We start from the raw sequence: 16910 nt of genomic DNA on the forward strand, positions 1-16910 counted from the left end.
GCAACTGCCAAGCTAGGCGACGCGACCGGCGGCTAGTATGTAGAAAGTTGCCAAATCTCGGAGGGTCGACACACATATGACTACGCCGGTTCGTCACACGGCTGCCGATGACCCACCCGGTCGGATGACGGTTTCCGGCCTGTTGGAGACCTCGGTGCTGGCCGGAAGCGACATCCTTGCCGGTTCCGATGGGCTGACCCGCGAAGTGGCCCGGTTCAACGTAATGGAAGTGCCGGACATCGAACGATGGACCCGGCCCGGTGAATTCCTGCTGACGGCCGGGTACGCCATCCGGCACTCGCCCGACAGGCTCACCTCGGTGATCGAGGCGCTGCACACGCGCGGCGTCGCAGGCATCGGCATCAAACTCGGCAGGTATATCGACACGGTTCCGCCCGCATCGCTCGAGACAGCCGAACGACTCGGGTTCCCCGTCGTCTCGCTTCCGTCCGGTGTTTCCTTCGACGACATCCTCACCGAGGGGTCGATCGACCTGGTGAACCGGCATGTGCACACCATGAATCAGGCCGACGTCCTGCAACGCCGGCTTGTTGACGTGGTTCTGGCCGGCGGCGGGCTGCCGGCCGTGACCGAGGCGTTGGCGCACGAGCTGAACGTGGCGGCACTCGTCACCACGCCGGACGGCCGGCAGATCACGGCGGCCGGCGCGCCCGAGAAGCTGGACGTCGTCCGGTCGTCGCCCGCGCTCGACGACACAGGGCGGCTGCGCACCGAATCGTTGGACGGCGCGCTCGGTGCCCACCCGGTGCCGGCCGACTCCGAGGATGCGTCGCTGTCGGCGGCCATCGTCGGGGTGCGCGCCGGCGATACCGACCACGGGCGACTTGCCGCGTTTGCCACCGGGCGGACACTGGGCCGGGAAGACCTGTTCGCCCTCGATCGCGCCGCAAGCGTGTGCGCCCTCGTCACCACCCGCGATCTGGCCGTCTCGGCCGTCGAGGACAAATACCAGGCCGACTTCGTCCGCGACCTCACCGTCGGACGGGCCGGCTCCGCCGAGCAGACGATCGCCCACGCACGGGACTTCGGCTGGGACTTCGACAGGCCACTCATGGTCGTCGTGGTCGAGCCCGATCCCGGCGCCCTCGACGACGACACGTCGTCCACGCGTCGTCCGCTCGTCGAACGCCAGGCCGGAGCAATCGCCGGCGCCTTGGCCCACCGGGACTCGGGTGCCGCGGTCGTTGCTCTCAGCACCGAGACAGTCATTATTCTGGGCGCCGAGACGCGCGAACGCAGCGAGGCCAAGATCAACGACCTGGTCCGCACCGTGCGCGGACGCGGCGGCGGTGGCCGCAAACCGTTCAGCGTCGGTATGAGCCGCTCGTGCGACAGTCCGGCCGAGATTCCCACTGCGTACTCCCAGGCCGCGACGGCGGTTCGGGTCGGCCGGCAGGTGGCGGGCGGTGAATCCGTCACGCATTTCGACGCGCTCGGCGTGTACCGGCTGCTCAGTCTGGTCGAGGATCAGGCCGAACTCGAGTCGTTTGCGCGGGAGACGCTGCGCGAGCTCGCCGACGACACCGATGAAGCTCGGGACCTCCGGCGGACCCTCGACCTGCTTCTTGCGACGAATATCAACGTTGCCGAGACCGCCCGCACGTTGCATTTCCACTACAACACGCTGCGCTACCGGCTTGCCAAGCTCGAACGCGTCCTCGGCCCGTTCACGACGAAGCCCGGCCTGCGGCTGGACCTGTCACTGGCGCTGAAGATCCTGGCCATGCGCGGACTGCGCCGCTGACCGTTCGGCCGCGTCGGCCGCAGCTTTCCTCGATTGGGCTGAGGGAGAGTTTAAGGAGTTGGACCGCTCGGTGCAGCACCGCGCATCCAAGCGTCGCGACATCTCACGATCTACCACCGGCGACTGAACGCTCGCCGGCGCAATCACAACCTGCCGTCGGTCCAGCCGCAGTCGTCAAGCACCCGCAGCACCCCGTCCGTCAGAGAGTACTCAGCGGGAATGAGCGCCTCATCCGCTCCCGTGAGCTCATCGGAATCACGCCACCACTGCCGCATCTCCGTCTCGCCGAATTCGTCGGCATCCGGCTTAGTGGCGTGTCGGCGCAATGTCTCGTCAAAGCTCACCTCATACCGGTAGCAGCGAGTGACGCCCAGATGGTCCTCGATCAGTTGTCGCAGCATGTCGCCGTAAATTTCCTCGGACAAGATGCCTTCGATCACGACATGCAGACCAGCATTCAGTGCGTATCGGGCGGACAGCCCGATATAGGCGACGGCCAGGTTCTCGGGGCGGTCTCGTACGTGCAGGATCTGTCGGCGCAGCTGATCTTGGCCGACGATCGCCACCCCGCGTGGACGAGCAGATCGGATCGACACACCCTCCGGCACGCCGATAAGCCGATCCGGTAAAGCTGACAAGTCGCCGCCCGCCTCGTTGGCAGGTTTCCACCACGTGGAGTCGGCAGCCGTGCGATAGCGTTCGAACAACTGGATGTGACACCCGCCACGTTCACGCCACCCCGGTCCGCGCCGCGGACCGGCACGACATCGGACAAGCGCAACGAAGGGCTGGACATGCCGATCTGGAAGCTCTACGGCGACGGTAAGACAATCAGGCCGGGCGACGTGGTCGCCCCCGACGAGCGGTTGGGATGGGGCCGCACCATCGGGCTCGGCGCGCAACACGTCGTGTCCATGTTCGGCGCGACGTTCGTCTTTCCCATCGTCATGGGGCTCAACCCGCAGCTGGCCGTCATGTTCTCGGGCATCTGCACCATCGTGTTCCTGCTCATCGTGCAAGGGCGCATTCCGAGCTATCTGGGCACATCCGCAGCATTCGTAGGAGGCGTCGCGGCGATCCGCGCCCAAGGCGGCGACAGCGCCGAAGTCACCGGCGCCATCCTGGTCAGCGGTGCCGTCCTGGGCGTCGTCGGCATCATCGTGCACTTCCTGGGCGGACGTATCGTCTACAAGGTGCTGCCGCCGGTCGTCACGGGCGCTGTTGTCATGTTGATCGGCTTCAACCTGGCCCCCGTGGTCGCCAATACGTATTGGCCGCAGGACCAATGGGTCGCACTGATAGTGATGGTCGCTCTGATCCTGATGAGCGTCGGTCTGCGCGGCTTCCTCGGCCGCATCGCCATCTTCTTGTCGCTGGTCCTCGGCTACGTGCTGTCCTGGATCCTCGATCTCATTTCCGGCCCGATCACGGCCTTCGACGCGGGCGCCGGCAAGGTGACTGAGCATTTGCGCGTGAACTGGGACGGCGTGACGAACTCGGCATGGTTCGGCCTTCCGCCGATGTCGGACTCCAACGGCGTCGTCGGCATCCACGCCCCGTCGTTCAGCATGGCAATGGTAGTCCTGGTGCTGCCCGGTGTCATCGCGCTGATCGCCGAGAACGCCGGACACGTCAAGGCAGTCGCCGAAATGACCGGCAAGGATCTCGACCCCATGATGGGCCGGGCGCTGGCGGCCGACGGCCTGGGCACCGTCATCGCCAGCTCGTTCGGCGGCTCCCCCACCACCACCTACGCCGAGAACATCGGCGTCATGGCAGCCACCAAGGTCTACTCGACGGCCGCATACGTGGTAGCGGCAATAGTCGCAATCCTCTTCGGGTTGTCTCCGAAGTTCGGCGCGCTCATCTCCGCAACACCGGGCGGAGTCCTCGGCGGCATCACCGTCGTGCTCTACGGCATGATCGGCCTGTTGGGCGCCAAGATCTGGCGGGAGAACAAGGTCGACTTCGGCAACCCGCTCAACCTGGTCCCGGTCGCGGCCGGCCTGATCATCGCCATCGGCGACACGTCGATCAAATTCTCGGACTCCTTCTCGCTCAGCGGCATTTCGCTCGGCACCATCGTCGTGATCGTGATGTACCACGTCTGCCGTGCCATCGCCCCGGCGCATTTGAAGTCCGAAGCGGTAGGCGTCGCGTTGACCGGCGAAGGCCATCACACGCTTGACGATGACAACGACGACACTGCCGAGGAAGGGACGGGTTCGCGTCAATGAAGCCCTCTCCGCTGACGTACCACCGGCCGGCCACGCTGGAGGAAGCGTGCGAAACCCTTTCCGGAACGGGCGGAAAGGTTCTGGCCGGAGGTCAGTCGCTCATTCCACTGTTGTCCATGCGGCTCGCGGCGCCGGCCGATCTGATCGACATCAATCAGCTGCCCGGGCTGGACGCCATCGACGTGGCGGCCGACTCCGTCACCTTCGGCGCGCTGGTCCGTCACACGGCGCTGCTGGGCGACAAGCGTGCGTCGGACGCCGCTCCGCTTCTCGGCCGCGCACTGGCCCACGTCGCCCATCCGACAATCCGCAACCGCGGGACGACCGTCGGCTCGATCGCCCATGCCGACCCGGCCTCGGAAATGCCCGCCGTCCTGACCTTATTGGGCGGTGAAGTGCACGCCGTGTCCACTCGCGGCCGTCGCACCATTCCGGTCGACGACTTCTTCCTCGGCCCGCTAGAAACGGCGCTGGCCGAAGACGAGTTGGCTGTTGCGGTGCGGGTGCCGCGGCAATCACGGGGCGAAGGGACCGCCATCGACGAGCTTGCCCGCCGGCACGGCGATTACGCCATGGCCGGCGTCGCGGCCCGTGTCCGGCTGTCGGGTTCCGGGTCCGACGCCGTCATCGACGACGCCGCCGCCACATACATCTCGGCCGGCGACATGGGCAGGCGCTACGACTTCTCGGACGTCTTGCGCGGGACGGCGCCGGATGACCCGGAACTCAACGCGCGGCTGAGCCGGGCCGGTGACAGTGCCCGCGACATAGTCGACACCGATGCCGACATCCACGCCAGTGCCGACTACCGGTCTCAGCTGGTGGCCGCTTTGACGGCGCGCGTGCTGGGAGCGGCAGTCGCCGATGCGGCAGGCATGACAGTGGACACTCGCGATTTCCATGAAAGGAGCCGCTCATGACCGCGAAGACTACCGACCAAACGCTGGCCGAGCTTTACGAGGACACCGGCGAGCAGCACATTGCCGTGACGTTCACATTCAATAGGGTTCCGCAAACCGTGATCGTGCCCTCGCGCACGCTGGCCTCGGACGCCATCCGGCACTATTTGCGCAAGACCGGCACACACGTCGGGTGCGAACACGGCGTGTGTGGAGCGTGCACCGTCCTGCTGGACGGCGAACCGGTACGGTCGTGCCTGCTGCTTGCCGCATCCCTGGAGGGCCACGAGGTCACCACAGTCGAAGGACTGCCCGACGAGGACGGCACATTGCACCCCGTGCAACAGGCCTTCATCGACTGCCACGGCCTGCAATGCGGCTTTTGCACCCCCGGGTTCGTCACGACCATCGCCGCTTATCTCGAGACCAACGAGAACCCCACCCGCGAAGAAGCAACCGAAGCTATTGCCGGCAACCTGTGCCGCTGCACCGGATATCAAAACATCAAAGCCGCAGTGCTGCGCGCCGCCGAGATCAAACGCGAGCGCGCCGGCGGCTCACCGCTGGGCGACGACTACGAAATTTCCGACATGGCTCTCGAAACCAAGGTGCGCGGTTCCACCGGGCCGGTCGACGGAAGGAGCGACCCGGCATGACCGCCACCAGGACCGAACGGGACACTGCCACGAGCTTCGGCTCTCCGATCACCCGGTCGGAGGACGAGCGGCTCCTGGTCGGCGACGGCCGCTACCTCGACGATCTCGGCCACGACGCGCTCGTCGCGGCGTTCGTGCGCTCGCCGCACGCCCATGCCATCGTCACTGACATCAACGTGGACGCCGCGCTCGACGTCGCCGGCGTGGAGGCCGTCTTCACCTACGACGACCTGGTGGCCGACTCCGAAGCCGTCGCCGAAGCCATGCCGCTGCTGATCCCGCACCCGCAACTCGACCATCCGCGCACCGGATATCCGCTGGTGCCGGGCAAGGTGAACCACGTCGGTGAAGCCATCGTGATGGTTGTCGCCAAGAACCGATACGTTGCCGAGGATGCGTGCGCGCTCGTCGACATCACGTACGAAGACCTGCCGCCGGTGGTGGGCATCGAAACGGCGCGGGACGGGCAGAACCTGGTGCACGACGACGTCCCCGGCAACGTGGCGGCCCATTTGCACCACAGTTTCGGCGATGTCGATGCCGAACTGAAGAAGGCACCGCACACGCTCACCGTGAACCTGGACATCGAACGCTCCGCCTCGATGCCCATGGAAGGCCGGGGCGTCTACGCGCGCTGGGACACCGATGAGAACTCGCTCACGTTCTGGACGTCGACGCAAACGTCCACGTCGGTGCGCGCGGCCATCGCGGCCCGACTCAGCATGCCGTTGAACAAGGTCCAGTGCATTGCGCCGGACGTCGGCGGCGGGTTCGGCATGAAGATCGTGCACCCGTGGCCCGAAGAGGTGATGGTCGCGTGGGCGGCCAGGAAACTGGCGCAGGCCGGCATCTCCAAAGAAGTGAAGTGGACGGAGGACCGGCGCGAGCATTTCATCGCCAGTGCGCACGAACGCGGACAGTTGCAGGAAGTGACCGTCGGCTTCGACGACGACGGCCGGTTGTTGGCCTTCGACTTCACGCTGTGGCACGACAACGGCGCCTACGTCCCGTACGGCTTGATAGTCATCATCAACACAACGACGCAGGTGCTCGGACCGTACAAGCCGGTGTCGTTCCGTGCGAACGCGTACTCGCTGTACACCAACACCGTCATCGTCACGCCGTACCGTGGAGCCGGACGCCCGCAAGGCGTGTTCGCCATGGAGCGCGCGATGGACGCTATTGCGCACTACCTGAAAAAGGATCCGACGGCCGTCCGCGAGACGAATTTCATCCTGCCCGAGGAAATGCCCTACGACTTCGGCCTGACGTTCCAGGACGGTCGCCCGCTCATTTACGACACCGGCGACTATCAGGTCGGCATGGACAAGATCAAAAAGCAGATCGGATGGGACGACTTCCCGGCCCGGCGGGAAGCCGCCCGCGCCGAAGGCCGGCGCATCGGCATCGGCGTGGGCGCGTATGTCGAGGGCACCGGGCCCGGCCCGTACGAGGGCGCGCACGTGGTCGTCGAAACGTCCGGGAAGGTCAAGGCCGCCACCGGACTGACCACCCAAGGGCAAGGTCACCAGACCAGTTTCGCGCAAATAGTTGCCGACGATCTCGGCGTGGACGTCCGCGACGTCGAAATCGTCACCGGCGACACCCGCAGGTTCGGATATGCGGTCGGCACCTTCGCTTCCCGAGGCGCGGTGATGTCCGGGTCGGCGTTCCACATCGCCGCGCAAATGGTTGCCGACAAGGCGAAGGCGGTGGCCGGCAAATCGCTGGGCGTGCCGCCGGACGAACTCGAACTGCGCGGCGGACACGTGTGCCCCGTCGGCGTCGAACCGGGCGCCGAGGGAACTATGCCGTTGGGTGTGGCAGCGGTCTTGTCGAACCCGTTGCGCTATGCCTTCGACGAGGCCTCCAAGCAGGCCACCCAGTTCAGCACCGGCGACACCGACATGTCGAAGCCGCCGATCGCCGAGGGCGAGCAGCCCGGACTCGAAGCCACCGGCTATTACTCGCCGCCGCGCTCCACATTCGCGTCCGGCGTGCACGCCGTCATTGTGGAAACCGACCCGCTGACCGCCGAGATCAACATCCTCAAGTATGCGATAGTGCACGACTGCGGCAATATGATCAATCCGCGCATCGTCGAAGGCCAAGTGCACGGAGGTCTGGCACAAGGGATCGGCGGCGCGCTCTACGAGAAGATCGCCTACGACGAGCACGGGCAAATGCTCAACGCATCATTCATGGACTTCCTGCTGCCGTACGCCACCGAAGTGCCCGAAAGCCTCGATATCGACCACACCGTCACGCCGTCCGGACTCAACCCGCTCGGCATGAAGGGCGTCGGCGAAGCGGGCGTGATCCCGGTATCGGCGGCAGTGGCCGCTGCCATTGAGGACGCCGAGGGCTTTCCGATCACCAAGATGCCCATCTCGCCGTCCGACCTCTTTGAATTGCGCCGCGCCCACGAGCGCGGAGAACTGCCGAGCCTCAGCTCTTAAGAAGGAGAACTCATGAAGATCGCCGACACCGCTACCCTGCATGCCTCGCCGCCGGACGTGTTCGATGCGCTGCAGGACCCGAAGGTGCTTGCCGCCTCCATTCCGGGCGTGCAGACGCTCGACCGGGTCAGCGACGACCATTACACGGCCACCATCGTGGCAGGCGTGGCAGCGATCAAGGGCAGCTTCACCGGGGAGGTCACGCTGTCGGAACAGTCGCGGCCCGACTCGTTCGTCATGACGGCGTCCGGCGCCGGAGCGCCCGGCACGGTGAAGGCCATCGTCACGGTGCGGCTGGCCCCGACCGACGACGGCGGCACCACGCTGACTTACGAGGCGGACGCCGTCGTGGGCGGCATGGTCGGCGGTGTCGGCCAACGCATGATCACCGGCGTGGCCAAAAAGATGGCGGGAGTGTTTTTCACGACCGTGGACGAAGTGATCGAGGGCGGCATCCCCGATATGCCGGCCCCGGGCGACACGGCGTCCGGCGCTGCCGAGGCCGCCGCCCCCGATGATCGGGCGCTGCAGACCCAGGGAGTACACGCCCGCGGCCCGGCAGCGATGCCCGCCGTGACCGGCGCGGCGTCCGAACGCGGCTTCGCGGCCGGAATGCTCGCCGGCGCCGTGATCGCCCTGGCCGGCGTGGCCGTCGGCGGCCTTGTCGGCCGTCGGCGCTGACCGACGCCGATCCCCCTTCCGCACAACCAAGGAGTACGAGTGGCACCAAGACGCATCCGGGTGGGAATCGACACCGGCGGCACATTCACCGACATCGTCGGCGTCGATTTCGCCTCGGGCGAGATCGTCACCACCAAGACGCCGTCCACCCCGGCCGACCCGGCGGTCGGGTTCCTCGACGGCATTGAAAAGGTGCTGGCGAAGGCGGGCCTGACCGGCGATGCGCTGACGGCCGTCAGTCACGGCACGACAGTCGCCACGAACAGGCTGCTCGAGGGCAAGGTCGACGACCTGGGATTCATCACCACCGAGGGATATCCGCACGTGCTGGAGATCGCCCGCCAGTCGGTGCCCGACGGGTACGGCAACTCGTATTTCTGGGTCAAGCCCGACCGGATCGTGCCGGCCGACAGGGTGCGCACCATTCGCGGTCGCCTCGACTACACCGGCAAAGAGCTGCGCCCGCTGAACGAGGACGACGTGCGTGCCGCCGCGCGATTCTTTGCCGCGGCCGGCATCAAGACTCTGGGCATCTGCCTCATGCACGCGTACGCCAATCCGGTGCACGAGGAGTGGGCGCGCCGCATTGTGCTCGAGGAGATGCCCGACGCCACCATCAGCATCTCCAGCGAGGTGTTGCGCGAATACCGCGAATACGAACGGTCCATCACGACGCTCGTGGACGCGGCGGTCAAACCGAGTATCCGCGACTACGTGATGCACATCGCCGAGCGCCTCCGCGACTACACGGGCGAGGCCGGCACGGCACGCGATGTGCCGTTTTACGTGATGAAGTCCAACGGCGGCGTCCTGTCGGCACGTGAAGTCGTGCACCAGCCCATCACCACAGTGCTGTCGGGGCCGGCGGCCGGCGCGCTCGGCGCCGCAGTCGTGGCCAAGGCCGCCGGCATCGACCGGGTGCTGACCTGCGACGGCGGCGGCACGTCGACGGATGTGACCGTCGTGGTGGACGGCGAGCCGGCGCTCACGACGGAGGGCACGATCGGGGCGTACCCGTCGAAGATCCCCATGATCGACGTGGTCACCGTCGGTGCCGGCGGCGGTTCGATCGCCTGGACGACGCCGGAGGGCACCTTGCGGGTCGGCCCGGCTTCGGCCGGCGCGGACCCGGGGCCGATCTGCTACGGCGCCGGAGGCACGGAGCCGACGATCACCGACGCGCACGTGCTGCTGGGGCGGATCCCGCCGCATCTGCTCGGCGGCGAGATCCCGCTGGACCGGGACGCCGCAGCCGCGGGCATCGACGAATTGGCACGGGAGTTGAAACTCAGCCGGGAAGAGTGCGCCGGGGGCATCCTCGAGGTCTCGGCATGGAACCAGGCGAACGCCCTGCGCCGGATCACCGTGGGGCGCGGGCTCGACGTCCGCGACTTCACGCTCGTCACGTTCGGCGGCTCCGGATCGCTCCTGGCCTGCCGCCTGATCGACGTGCTCGGACTGGCCGGCGTGCTGGTGCCCGCCAATCCCGGCAACCTATCCGCATACGGGCTGCTCACGGTCGACGTGCGCAACGATTATGTGCAGACGTACGTCAGCCGTCACGACCGGCTGGACGCCGGCGTGCTTGCCGGGATCGTCGAATCGCTGTCGACCGAAGCGGCGACGGCTCTGACCGACGAGGGCTTCGAGAAGTCCGAACACCGGTTCGCTCGCACCGCCGACCTGCGGTACGTCGGCCAAGCGTACGAGGTGCGCGTGCCCCTCGGCGAGGGCCCCGTCGATGCGACGCTGATGGATGCCGCTGCCGAAACGTTCCACGACGCCCACCGCGACCTGTACGGCTACGACTTTCGCGGCGATCCTTCGCAACACGTCGAATGGGTCAACGTGCGCGTGACCGGAATCGGGCCGATCCCGCGGCCGGAGCCGGCGACCATCCCGGCCGGGCACGGCGCCGACGCCGCACGCACCGGCACCCGGCGCGCCTACTTCGACGAGTGGTCGGACGTGCCGTTGTATTCGCGCGAACTCCTCGGCGACGGCGACGTTGTCACGGGACCGGCAGTGATCGAGGAGTTCTCGTCCACGGTGCCGCTGCACCCCGGATTCACTGCCGTCGTCGACCGGTTCGGCAATTTGACCATCAGCAAAGGAGCCTAAGCCATGTCCGATACCCCGGCAAAGACGGTCACCACGTTCACGGGCAAACCGTACCGGCTCACGCCCGTCGACGCCGAAGATCCGGACCCCATTCTTGTCGAGATCGTCGCCGGCTTCCTGGCAAGCGTCGAACACGAGGTCGAAACCGCCATTTCCCGCACCTCCCGGTCGCCGATGATCCGCGATGCCCACGATTTCCGCGCCGGGATCCACGACCGGAACCTCCGCAAGCTCACCGGCCGGTCGTACTCGGCGCTCGTGCACCCGGTGGCCAGGGACTTTCCGCTCGAAACCATGCGACCCGGCGACGTTTTCTTTCATAACGACGTCTACCTGTCCGAGGGCGGCATCGGCCACCTGCCGGACCTGTGCGTGACCGTTCCTGTGTTCGCCACGCGGGACGGCGCCGAGGAGGTCGTCGCGTTCGTGCAAGCGTTCGGACACCACGACGACATCGGCGGCGGCGTGCCCGGATCGATGCCCTCGCATGCGACAAGCGTGTTCGAAGAAGGGCTCATGGTGCCGCCCATCAAGCTATGGGATCAGGGCGTGCGCAACGAGTCCGCGCTTCGCATCATGACCCGGAATTCACGCATGCCCGACTCGCTGGCCGCCGATCTGGACGCCGAATGCTCGGCCTGTCTGATGGGTGCGCGGCGTTTGACCGAAATGTTCGAGCGCTACGGCGTGGAAAGCATCGAATCGTGCTTCGATGCGATGATGGACGCCACCACGGACATCTACCGTCGCGAGATCCTGTCGCAGATCCCGGAAGGGAGCTATGTGTGGGAGGACTACGCCGAACACGACGGCGTCGACGAGCCCCGGCTGCACACGCAGCGCATCACGTTGACCAAGACGGCGCCGGACGACGTCGACGGCGAACGGCTCATCCTCGACTTCACCGGTACCGGTCCGCAGGCGGCGGGGCCCATCAACCACTGCGGCGATTACGCCGACGGGAATTTCCTGGCCAAATGGTTGGCGCCGATCCTCCGGAACTTGGCCGCGACCCCCGAGCGGATGGCCGAACTCGACGTCAACGAAGGAATCATCCCGCTCATTGAAATGCGGTTCCCGGAAAAGGGCACGCTTCTCACTCCGGTGTTCCCGGCTCCGACGAACGCCCGCACGTTCGTCATCCTGCGGCTCCTCGGTGTGCTGGCCGGCACCGTGGCCAAGGCAGTCGACGGTAATATGCCCGCCGACCAGGAAACCATCCGGTACACGGGCGTCTACGGCGACGACGCAGACGGCAAACCGTACCTGATGCGCGAAGTGCTCGGCGGCGGCTCGGGCGGTCGGCACTATGCCGACGGCGAGGACACTATCCACGTCGTCCCGGATTCGCGGAACCTACCCAGCGAATTCACCGAGAGCCGTTTCCCGTTCCTCGTCGAAGCGCTCGACCTTGCCTGCGACTCGGGCGGCCCGGGCCGGTACCGGGGCGGGCTCGGCTACGAAAAACGCATCCGCATGCTCAAGGACGCGCATTTCATGTCGATCGCCGACCGGTCGATCCTGGCCTGCTGGGGTGTCAAAGGCGGCAAGGCCGGCACCCCGTTCCAGGTGACGATCGACCCGGACGGCCCGCACGAACGCACAGTCGACGCGCTGTGCGACGACGAACCCGTCGCAGCCGGCGAGATCATCCGCATCCGCACGACCGGCGGAGGCGGATGGGGCGATCCGCTCACCCGGCCGTACGACGAGGTCGTGCGGGACGTGCGGTGGCGCAAGGTATCCCGTGCCGCGGCTCGCGATTCGTACGGCGTCGTCGTGACGGGGCCGGACGAAGACCCGGCAGTCGACGTCGCGGCCTCCGACCGGCTCCGCGAGCAGCTGGCCCGGCCCGGCGACGAGCCCCGGCCGTTCTTCGACCGCGGCCCCGGCTATGCACGCCTGTCCGGCGGACGCACCAGCGCGGAAGTCGACTTCGTTTGATGGCGGCTGTGGCGGTGACCGGCGCACGCGGAAAGACCGGCCGGGCGATCATTCGCGCCGTCCGCGACGCCGGACTGGATGCGTGCGCCGCGCCGCGCCCCTACCGGTTTCCGCCGGTCGACGCCGTGTATTTCATCGCGCCGAACCTGCACCCGGACGAGCCGGGTCTCGTCGAGGACGCTCTCGAGGCGGCGCGGGCGGCCGGCGTCGGCAGGTTCGTCTACCACTCGGTGGCGTGGCCCTACTGCCCGGAAATGCCGCACCACCTGGCCAAGGCCGAGGCCGAACGGCTGGTGCGCGCCAGCGGTCTGGACTGGACGATCCTGCAGCCGTGCGCGTACTTCCAGAATTTCGCGGGCGTCATCGGCGGGGATACGCACGCCATCGAGCTGCCCTACAGTCCCGATTCCCGGTTCGCGTTCATTGACCTGGACGACGTCGCGGCAGTAGCGGCGGGCATGCTCGCCGACGGGACGGGGCGGCACCGGAACGCCACGTACGAACTCGGCGGCCCCGAGGCCTTGTCGGTCGCCGAACTTGCCGCAGCGTGCGGCGCGCATTACGGCGTACCCGTCGATATCCGCCGGGTTCACCCGCCGGCCGGAGACGAGGCGGCAGATCAGGCGGACGGCCCGGGCCCCGGCTCGCGGCTGGCCGCGATGTTCGAGTTTTACGACACGACCGGGTTTGCAATCGGCGGCGGCGTCGCCGGGTGGCTGCTCGGGCGGCCGGCGCACGCACTTGCCGATCTGTTGGCCGGCCGATCTCCGGCAGATGTTGACGGGTACTCCGAGCCGGACCCGTCAGAATTCGACATCACCGAAGCCCGGCCGAAGACATTAGGTTGACAGTGTGCGAGTCCTAGTAGCCCTTGGCGGCAATGCCATGACCTCCCCGGACGGCCAGGCGCGTCCCGACGACCAGATCGCCGCGCTCACGCGCGCGGCCGGCGAGATCGTGCGTCTCATGCAGGCCGGCCATCAGGTGGTCATTACGCACGGCAACGGGCCGCAAGTCGGCAACCTGCTGGTCAAGAACGAAATGTGCGCCGACGTCGTCCCGCCGGTCCCGCTCGACTGGTGCGTCGGATCGACCCAGGCCACCGTCGGACTCATCTTGTCCAACGCGCTCGACGCCGCCTTGGAAGACGCCGGAATCGATGCCCGCCCCGTCACCGTCGTGACCCGCTCCCTCGTCGATGCCGGCGACCCGGCCATGCGCGAACCGTCCAAACCGGTCGGCCGGTATCTGTCGGCCGAGGACGCCGCGCCGCTGATCGCGCACGGCCAGAACTGGGAAGACCGCGGCGAACGGGGCTGGCGACGCGTCGTCCCGAGCCCCCGCCCGACCGAGATCGTCGAAGCTCCGGCCATCCGCACGCTGCTGGCCGGCGGTCACGTCGTCATTGCCGGCGGCGGAGGCGGCATCCCCGTCGCCCGCGACGCAGCCGGCGCCCTGCACGGCGTCCAAGCAGTGATCGACAAGGACACGGCGGCCGTCGAACTCGCCCACGCCGTCAATGCGGACGTCCTCATCATCGCCACCGACGTGGAACACGCAGTCGCCGGCTTCGGCACCGACCGGGCGCGGGCCCTGGGCGAGGTGAGCCCGGCCGAGCTCGACGAGCTGGCGGCCGACGGACATTTCGCGGCCGGCTCGATGGGGCCCAAGGTCGCCGCGGCGTCCCGCTTCGTGTCCGGCGGCGGCAGCTTTGCCGTCATCACGGCACTTGACCTGATCGACCGGGCAGTCAACGGCGCCGCCGGCACCGTCGTCCGCCAGCCGAAGAGTACCCAACCCACAACGAAGGAGCACCATGGCTAACGCACCGCAGCCGATCGAAGTCCGCAAGGTCACCCTTGGAGGGGTGTCGGACGCGTCCGGTCTTGCCGACCTGATCGACGACGGCATCATCGAAGCCGACCGAGTCATCGCCGTCATCGGCAAGACCGAGGGCAACGGCGGCGTGAACGACTACACGCGCATCCTCGCCGACCGTGCCTTCCGCGAGGTCATCGTCGACAAGGGGACGCGATCGGCCGATGAGGTCGCCCAGATCCCGATCGTCTGGTCCGGCGGCACCGACGGCATCATCAGCCCGCATGCCACGATCTTCGCCACGACGTCTGCCGAGTCGGCTCCACAGACCGACGAACCGCGGCTCACCGTCGGCTTCGCCATGTCCGACACGCTGCTGCCGGAAGAGATCGGGTACGTGCCGATGGTGCGCAAGGTCGCCGACGCCGTCAAGGCGGCGATGGCCGAAGCGGGTATCACCGACCCTGCGGACGTGCACTACGTGCAGACGAAGACGCCGCTGCTGACGATCCACACCATCCGCGACGCGAAGTCGCGCGGTCACCAGGTCTGGACCGAGCAGACTCTCGAATCAATGGACTTGTCGAACGGCACCACTGCGCTGGGCATCGCGTACGCCCTGGGCGAGACCGATCTGCCCACCGACGACGACATCATGAACAACCGCGATCTGTATTCCGCGGTGGCCTCCTGCTCGTCCGGCGTCGAGCTCGATCGCGCCCAGGTCGTTGTCGTCGGTAACGCGCGCGGCGTCGGCGGCCGATACCGCATCGGGCACTCGGTGATGAAGGATGCGCTGGACGCCGACGGCGTGTGGGCTGCCATCAAGGATGCCGGGCTCGACTTGCCGGACCGGCCGCACCCGGACGACCTGGGCGGCCGCGTCGTCAATGCGTTCTTGAAATGCGAAGCGAGCCAGGACGGCACGGTTCGCGGCCGCCGCAATGCCATGCTCGACGATTCGGACGTGCACTGGCACCGGCAGATCAAGGCGGCCGTTGGCGGCGTGACTGCCGCAGTCACCGGCGACCCGGCGATTTTCGTCTCGGTCTCGGCTGCCCATCAGGGTCCCGAAGGCGGCGGCCCGGTCGCGGCGATCGTCGACCTGGGCGACGAGCCGACCGGCTACCCGCGCTAAGGAATCACCCTGCGCGGCCGTCCCGCCGAGTGGTGGCGAATGGCGGTCCGGTCGTGCCGAGTGGTGGCGAATGGCTGCGAAATCTGCGATTTCGCAGCCATTCGCCACCACTCGGTTAGGGGCAACTGGGGCAGCATTCGCAGAAAGTTAGGTATGCCTTAGTATGGAGTCATGACTGCAGTGCCTCCGTATCGAGCGTTTCGCGTCCAAGTCGCGGCCACGGAGAAGCTCAGCCCGCATTTCGTCCGCGTCACGCTGTCGGGCCCCGAGCTTGCGGATTTTCGCACCGATGCGCCAGATCAACGGCTGAAGATCATCCTGCCGCCGACCCCGGGAGCGCCAATCGAGTTCCCGGAAGGGCCCGATTGGTACCAGCAGTACTTGCAAATGCCCGAGGAGCGGCGGCCGATCATGCGCACGTACACGGTGCGCTCCGCGACCGGTTCCCAGATCGACGTCGACTTCGTTCTGCACGGTGATGCGGGCCCGGCCTCCCGATGGGTGGCCGCGGCCGAGCCTGGCGACGAAATCATGGTGTTCGGCCCGAACCGTCAATACGAGGGACCGATCAGCGGATACGCCTGGGTCGGAGTCGACGACGGCACCGAAGTGTTGCTGGCCGGCGATGAAACGGCGGTCCCCGCGATTGCCGGAATCCTCGACGAGCTCAAACCCGGCGTGCACGGTGCCGCCTACCTGGAAGTGCCCACGAAGGACGACGTCCTGCCGGTGTGCCCGCCGCCGGGCGTGGCGGTGCATTGGCTACCGCGCACCGGCGGTCAACCTGTCGGGCGTCGGCTGGTCGAGACGATCACGCAGGCCGGTTTCGCTCCGACGCCGGACGACGGTGATGACGACGAGAGCGTGTTGTGGGACGTCGGCGAATGGACCCACGAGTCGCCGTTCGTGGCATGGCTCGCCGGTGAGGCGGCCACTATCAAGACGCTGCGGCGCCATTTGGTGCGCGAACGCAATATCGACAAGCGAGCCGTGGCGTTCATGGGCTATTGGAAGTACGGCCGCCCCGAGTCCTAATCCTCCGATGACCCCCGCCCGCCCCGCCGAGTGGTGGCGAATGGCTGCGAAATCGCAGATTTTGCATTCGCCACCACTCGGCGCGGGGATCACCACTCGGCGCGGGGATCACCACTCGGCGCGGGGATCACCACTCGGCGCGGGGAACGACCAGCGG

13 protein-coding genes are annotated in these 16910 nt (G+C 67.2%); 12 read left to right on the forward strand and 1 reads right to left on the reverse strand.

Annotated elements, in window-relative coordinates; all coding sequences use genetic code 11:
- Positions 1-76: 76 nt before the first annotated feature.
- Positions 77-1765: a PucR family transcriptional regulator gene (locus BJY26_RS14225; RefSeq protein ID WP_218852426.1), complete on the forward strand. Its 1689-nt coding sequence runs from the start codon at positions 77-79 to the stop codon at positions 1763-1765.
- A gap of 143 nt (positions 1766-1908) precedes the next feature.
- Here the strand turns inward: BJY26_RS14225 and BJY26_RS14230 are convergent, their stop codons facing one another.
- Positions 1909-2403, reverse strand: coding sequence for a kinase (locus BJY26_RS14230; RefSeq protein ID WP_179428883.1), 495 nt, complete (start codon positions 2401-2403; stop codon positions 1909-1911).
- A gap of 156 nt (positions 2404-2559) precedes the next feature.
- On the opposite strand from BJY26_RS14230, the gene BJY26_RS14235 reads away from it, so the two are divergent.
- From BJY26_RS14235 to BJY26_RS14285, 11 genes are all read left to right on the forward strand, one after another.
- Positions 2560-4002, forward strand: a complete 1443-nt coding sequence (locus BJY26_RS14235; RefSeq protein ID WP_179429982.1) for a uracil-xanthine permease family protein — start codon at positions 2560-2562, stop codon at positions 4000-4002.
- Positions 3999-4922 (forward strand): FAD binding domain-containing protein, encoded by a 924-nt coding sequence (locus BJY26_RS14240; protein ID WP_179428884.1) that lies wholly within the window; start codon positions 3999-4001, stop codon positions 4920-4922. The genes BJY26_RS14235 and BJY26_RS14240 overlap by 4 nt, the downstream gene beginning before the upstream one ends.
- Positions 4919-5557: a (2Fe-2S)-binding protein gene (locus tag BJY26_RS14245; RefSeq protein ID WP_179428885.1), complete on the forward strand. Its 639-nt coding sequence runs from the start codon at positions 4919-4921 to the stop codon at positions 5555-5557. The genes BJY26_RS14240 and BJY26_RS14245 overlap by 4 nt, the downstream gene beginning before the upstream one ends.
- Complete coding sequence (gene cutA / locus BJY26_RS14250) at positions 5554-8016, forward strand: aerobic carbon-monoxide dehydrogenase large subunit (protein WP_179428886.1); 2463 nt, start codon at positions 5554-5556, stop codon at positions 8014-8016. Before BJY26_RS14245 ends, cutA begins: the two co-directional genes overlap by 4 nt.
- Before the next feature lie 12 nt (positions 8017-8028).
- Complete coding sequence (locus BJY26_RS14255) at positions 8029-8697, forward strand: SRPBCC family protein (protein WP_179428887.1); 669 nt, start codon at positions 8029-8031, stop codon at positions 8695-8697.
- Between the two features lie 39 nt (positions 8698-8736).
- Positions 8737-10818: a hydantoinase/oxoprolinase family protein gene (locus tag BJY26_RS14260; RefSeq protein WP_179428888.1), complete on the forward strand. Its 2082-nt coding sequence runs from the start codon at positions 8737-8739 to the stop codon at positions 10816-10818.
- A 3-nt stretch (positions 10819-10821) separates the two neighbouring features.
- Entirely contained in the window at positions 10822-12762 is a 1941-nt protein-coding gene (locus BJY26_RS14265) for a hydantoinase B/oxoprolinase family protein (RefSeq protein ID WP_179428889.1), read from the forward strand.
- Positions 12763-12776: 14 nt separating this feature from the next.
- The gene (locus BJY26_RS14270; RefSeq protein ID WP_218852428.1) at positions 12777-13610 is read left to right on the forward strand and encodes an SDR family oxidoreductase; all 834 of its coding nucleotides are present in this window, start codon (positions 12777-12779) and stop codon (positions 13608-13610) included.
- Between the two features lie 4 nt (positions 13611-13614).
- A complete protein-coding gene (locus BJY26_RS14275; RefSeq protein ID WP_179428891.1) occupies positions 13615-14586 on the forward strand; it encodes a carbamate kinase in 972 nt (323 codons plus the stop codon).
- On the forward strand, positions 14579-15718 hold the full coding sequence (bar, locus tag BJY26_RS14280) for a barbiturase (protein WP_179428892.1): 1140 nt from the start codon (positions 14579-14581) through the stop codon (positions 15716-15718). The genes BJY26_RS14275 and bar overlap by 8 nt, the downstream gene beginning before the upstream one ends.
- Before the next feature lie 171 nt (positions 15719-15889).
- Positions 15890-16753, forward strand: a complete 864-nt coding sequence (locus BJY26_RS14285; protein ID WP_179428893.1) for a siderophore-interacting protein — start codon at positions 15890-15892, stop codon at positions 16751-16753.
- The last annotated feature ends 157 nt before the right edge of the window (positions 16754-16910 follow it).

Source organism: Spelaeicoccus albus, from assembly GCF_013409065.1.
Lineage (GTDB): Bacteria > Actinomycetota > Actinomycetes > Actinomycetales > Brevibacteriaceae > Spelaeicoccus > Spelaeicoccus albus.

Bases quoted from the DNA above. Each gene is read 5' to 3' on its own strand.
- BJY26_RS14265 (WP_179428889.1), top strand. From the start codon at position 10,822: ATGTCCGATACCCCGGCAAAGACGGTCACCACGTTCACGGGCAAACCG.
- BJY26_RS14255 (WP_179428887.1), top strand. From the start codon at position 8,029: ATGAAGATCGCCGACACCGCTACCCTGCATGCCTCGCCGCCGGACGTG.
- BJY26_RS14240 (WP_179428884.1), top strand. From the start codon at position 3,999: ATGAAGCCCTCTCCGCTGACGTACCACCGGCCGGCCACGCTGGAGGAA.
- BJY26_RS14225 (WP_218852426.1), top strand. From the start codon at position 77: ATGACTACGCCGGTTCGTCACACGGCTGCCGATGACCCACCCGGTCGG.
- bar (WP_179428892.1), top strand. From the start codon at position 14,579: ATGGCTAACGCACCGCAGCCGATCGAAGTCCGCAAGGTCACCCTTGGA.
- BJY26_RS14235 (WP_179429982.1), top strand. From the start codon at position 2,560: ATGCCGATCTGGAAGCTCTACGGCGACGGTAAGACAATCAGGCCGGGC.
- cutA (WP_179428886.1), top strand. From the start codon at position 5,554: ATGACCGCCACCAGGACCGAACGGGACACTGCCACGAGCTTCGGCTCT.
- BJY26_RS14245 (WP_179428885.1), top strand. From the start codon at position 4,919: ATGACCGCGAAGACTACCGACCAAACGCTGGCCGAGCTTTACGAGGAC.
- BJY26_RS14285 (WP_179428893.1), top strand. From the start codon at position 15,890: ATGACTGCAGTGCCTCCGTATCGAGCGTTTCGCGTCCAAGTCGCGGCC.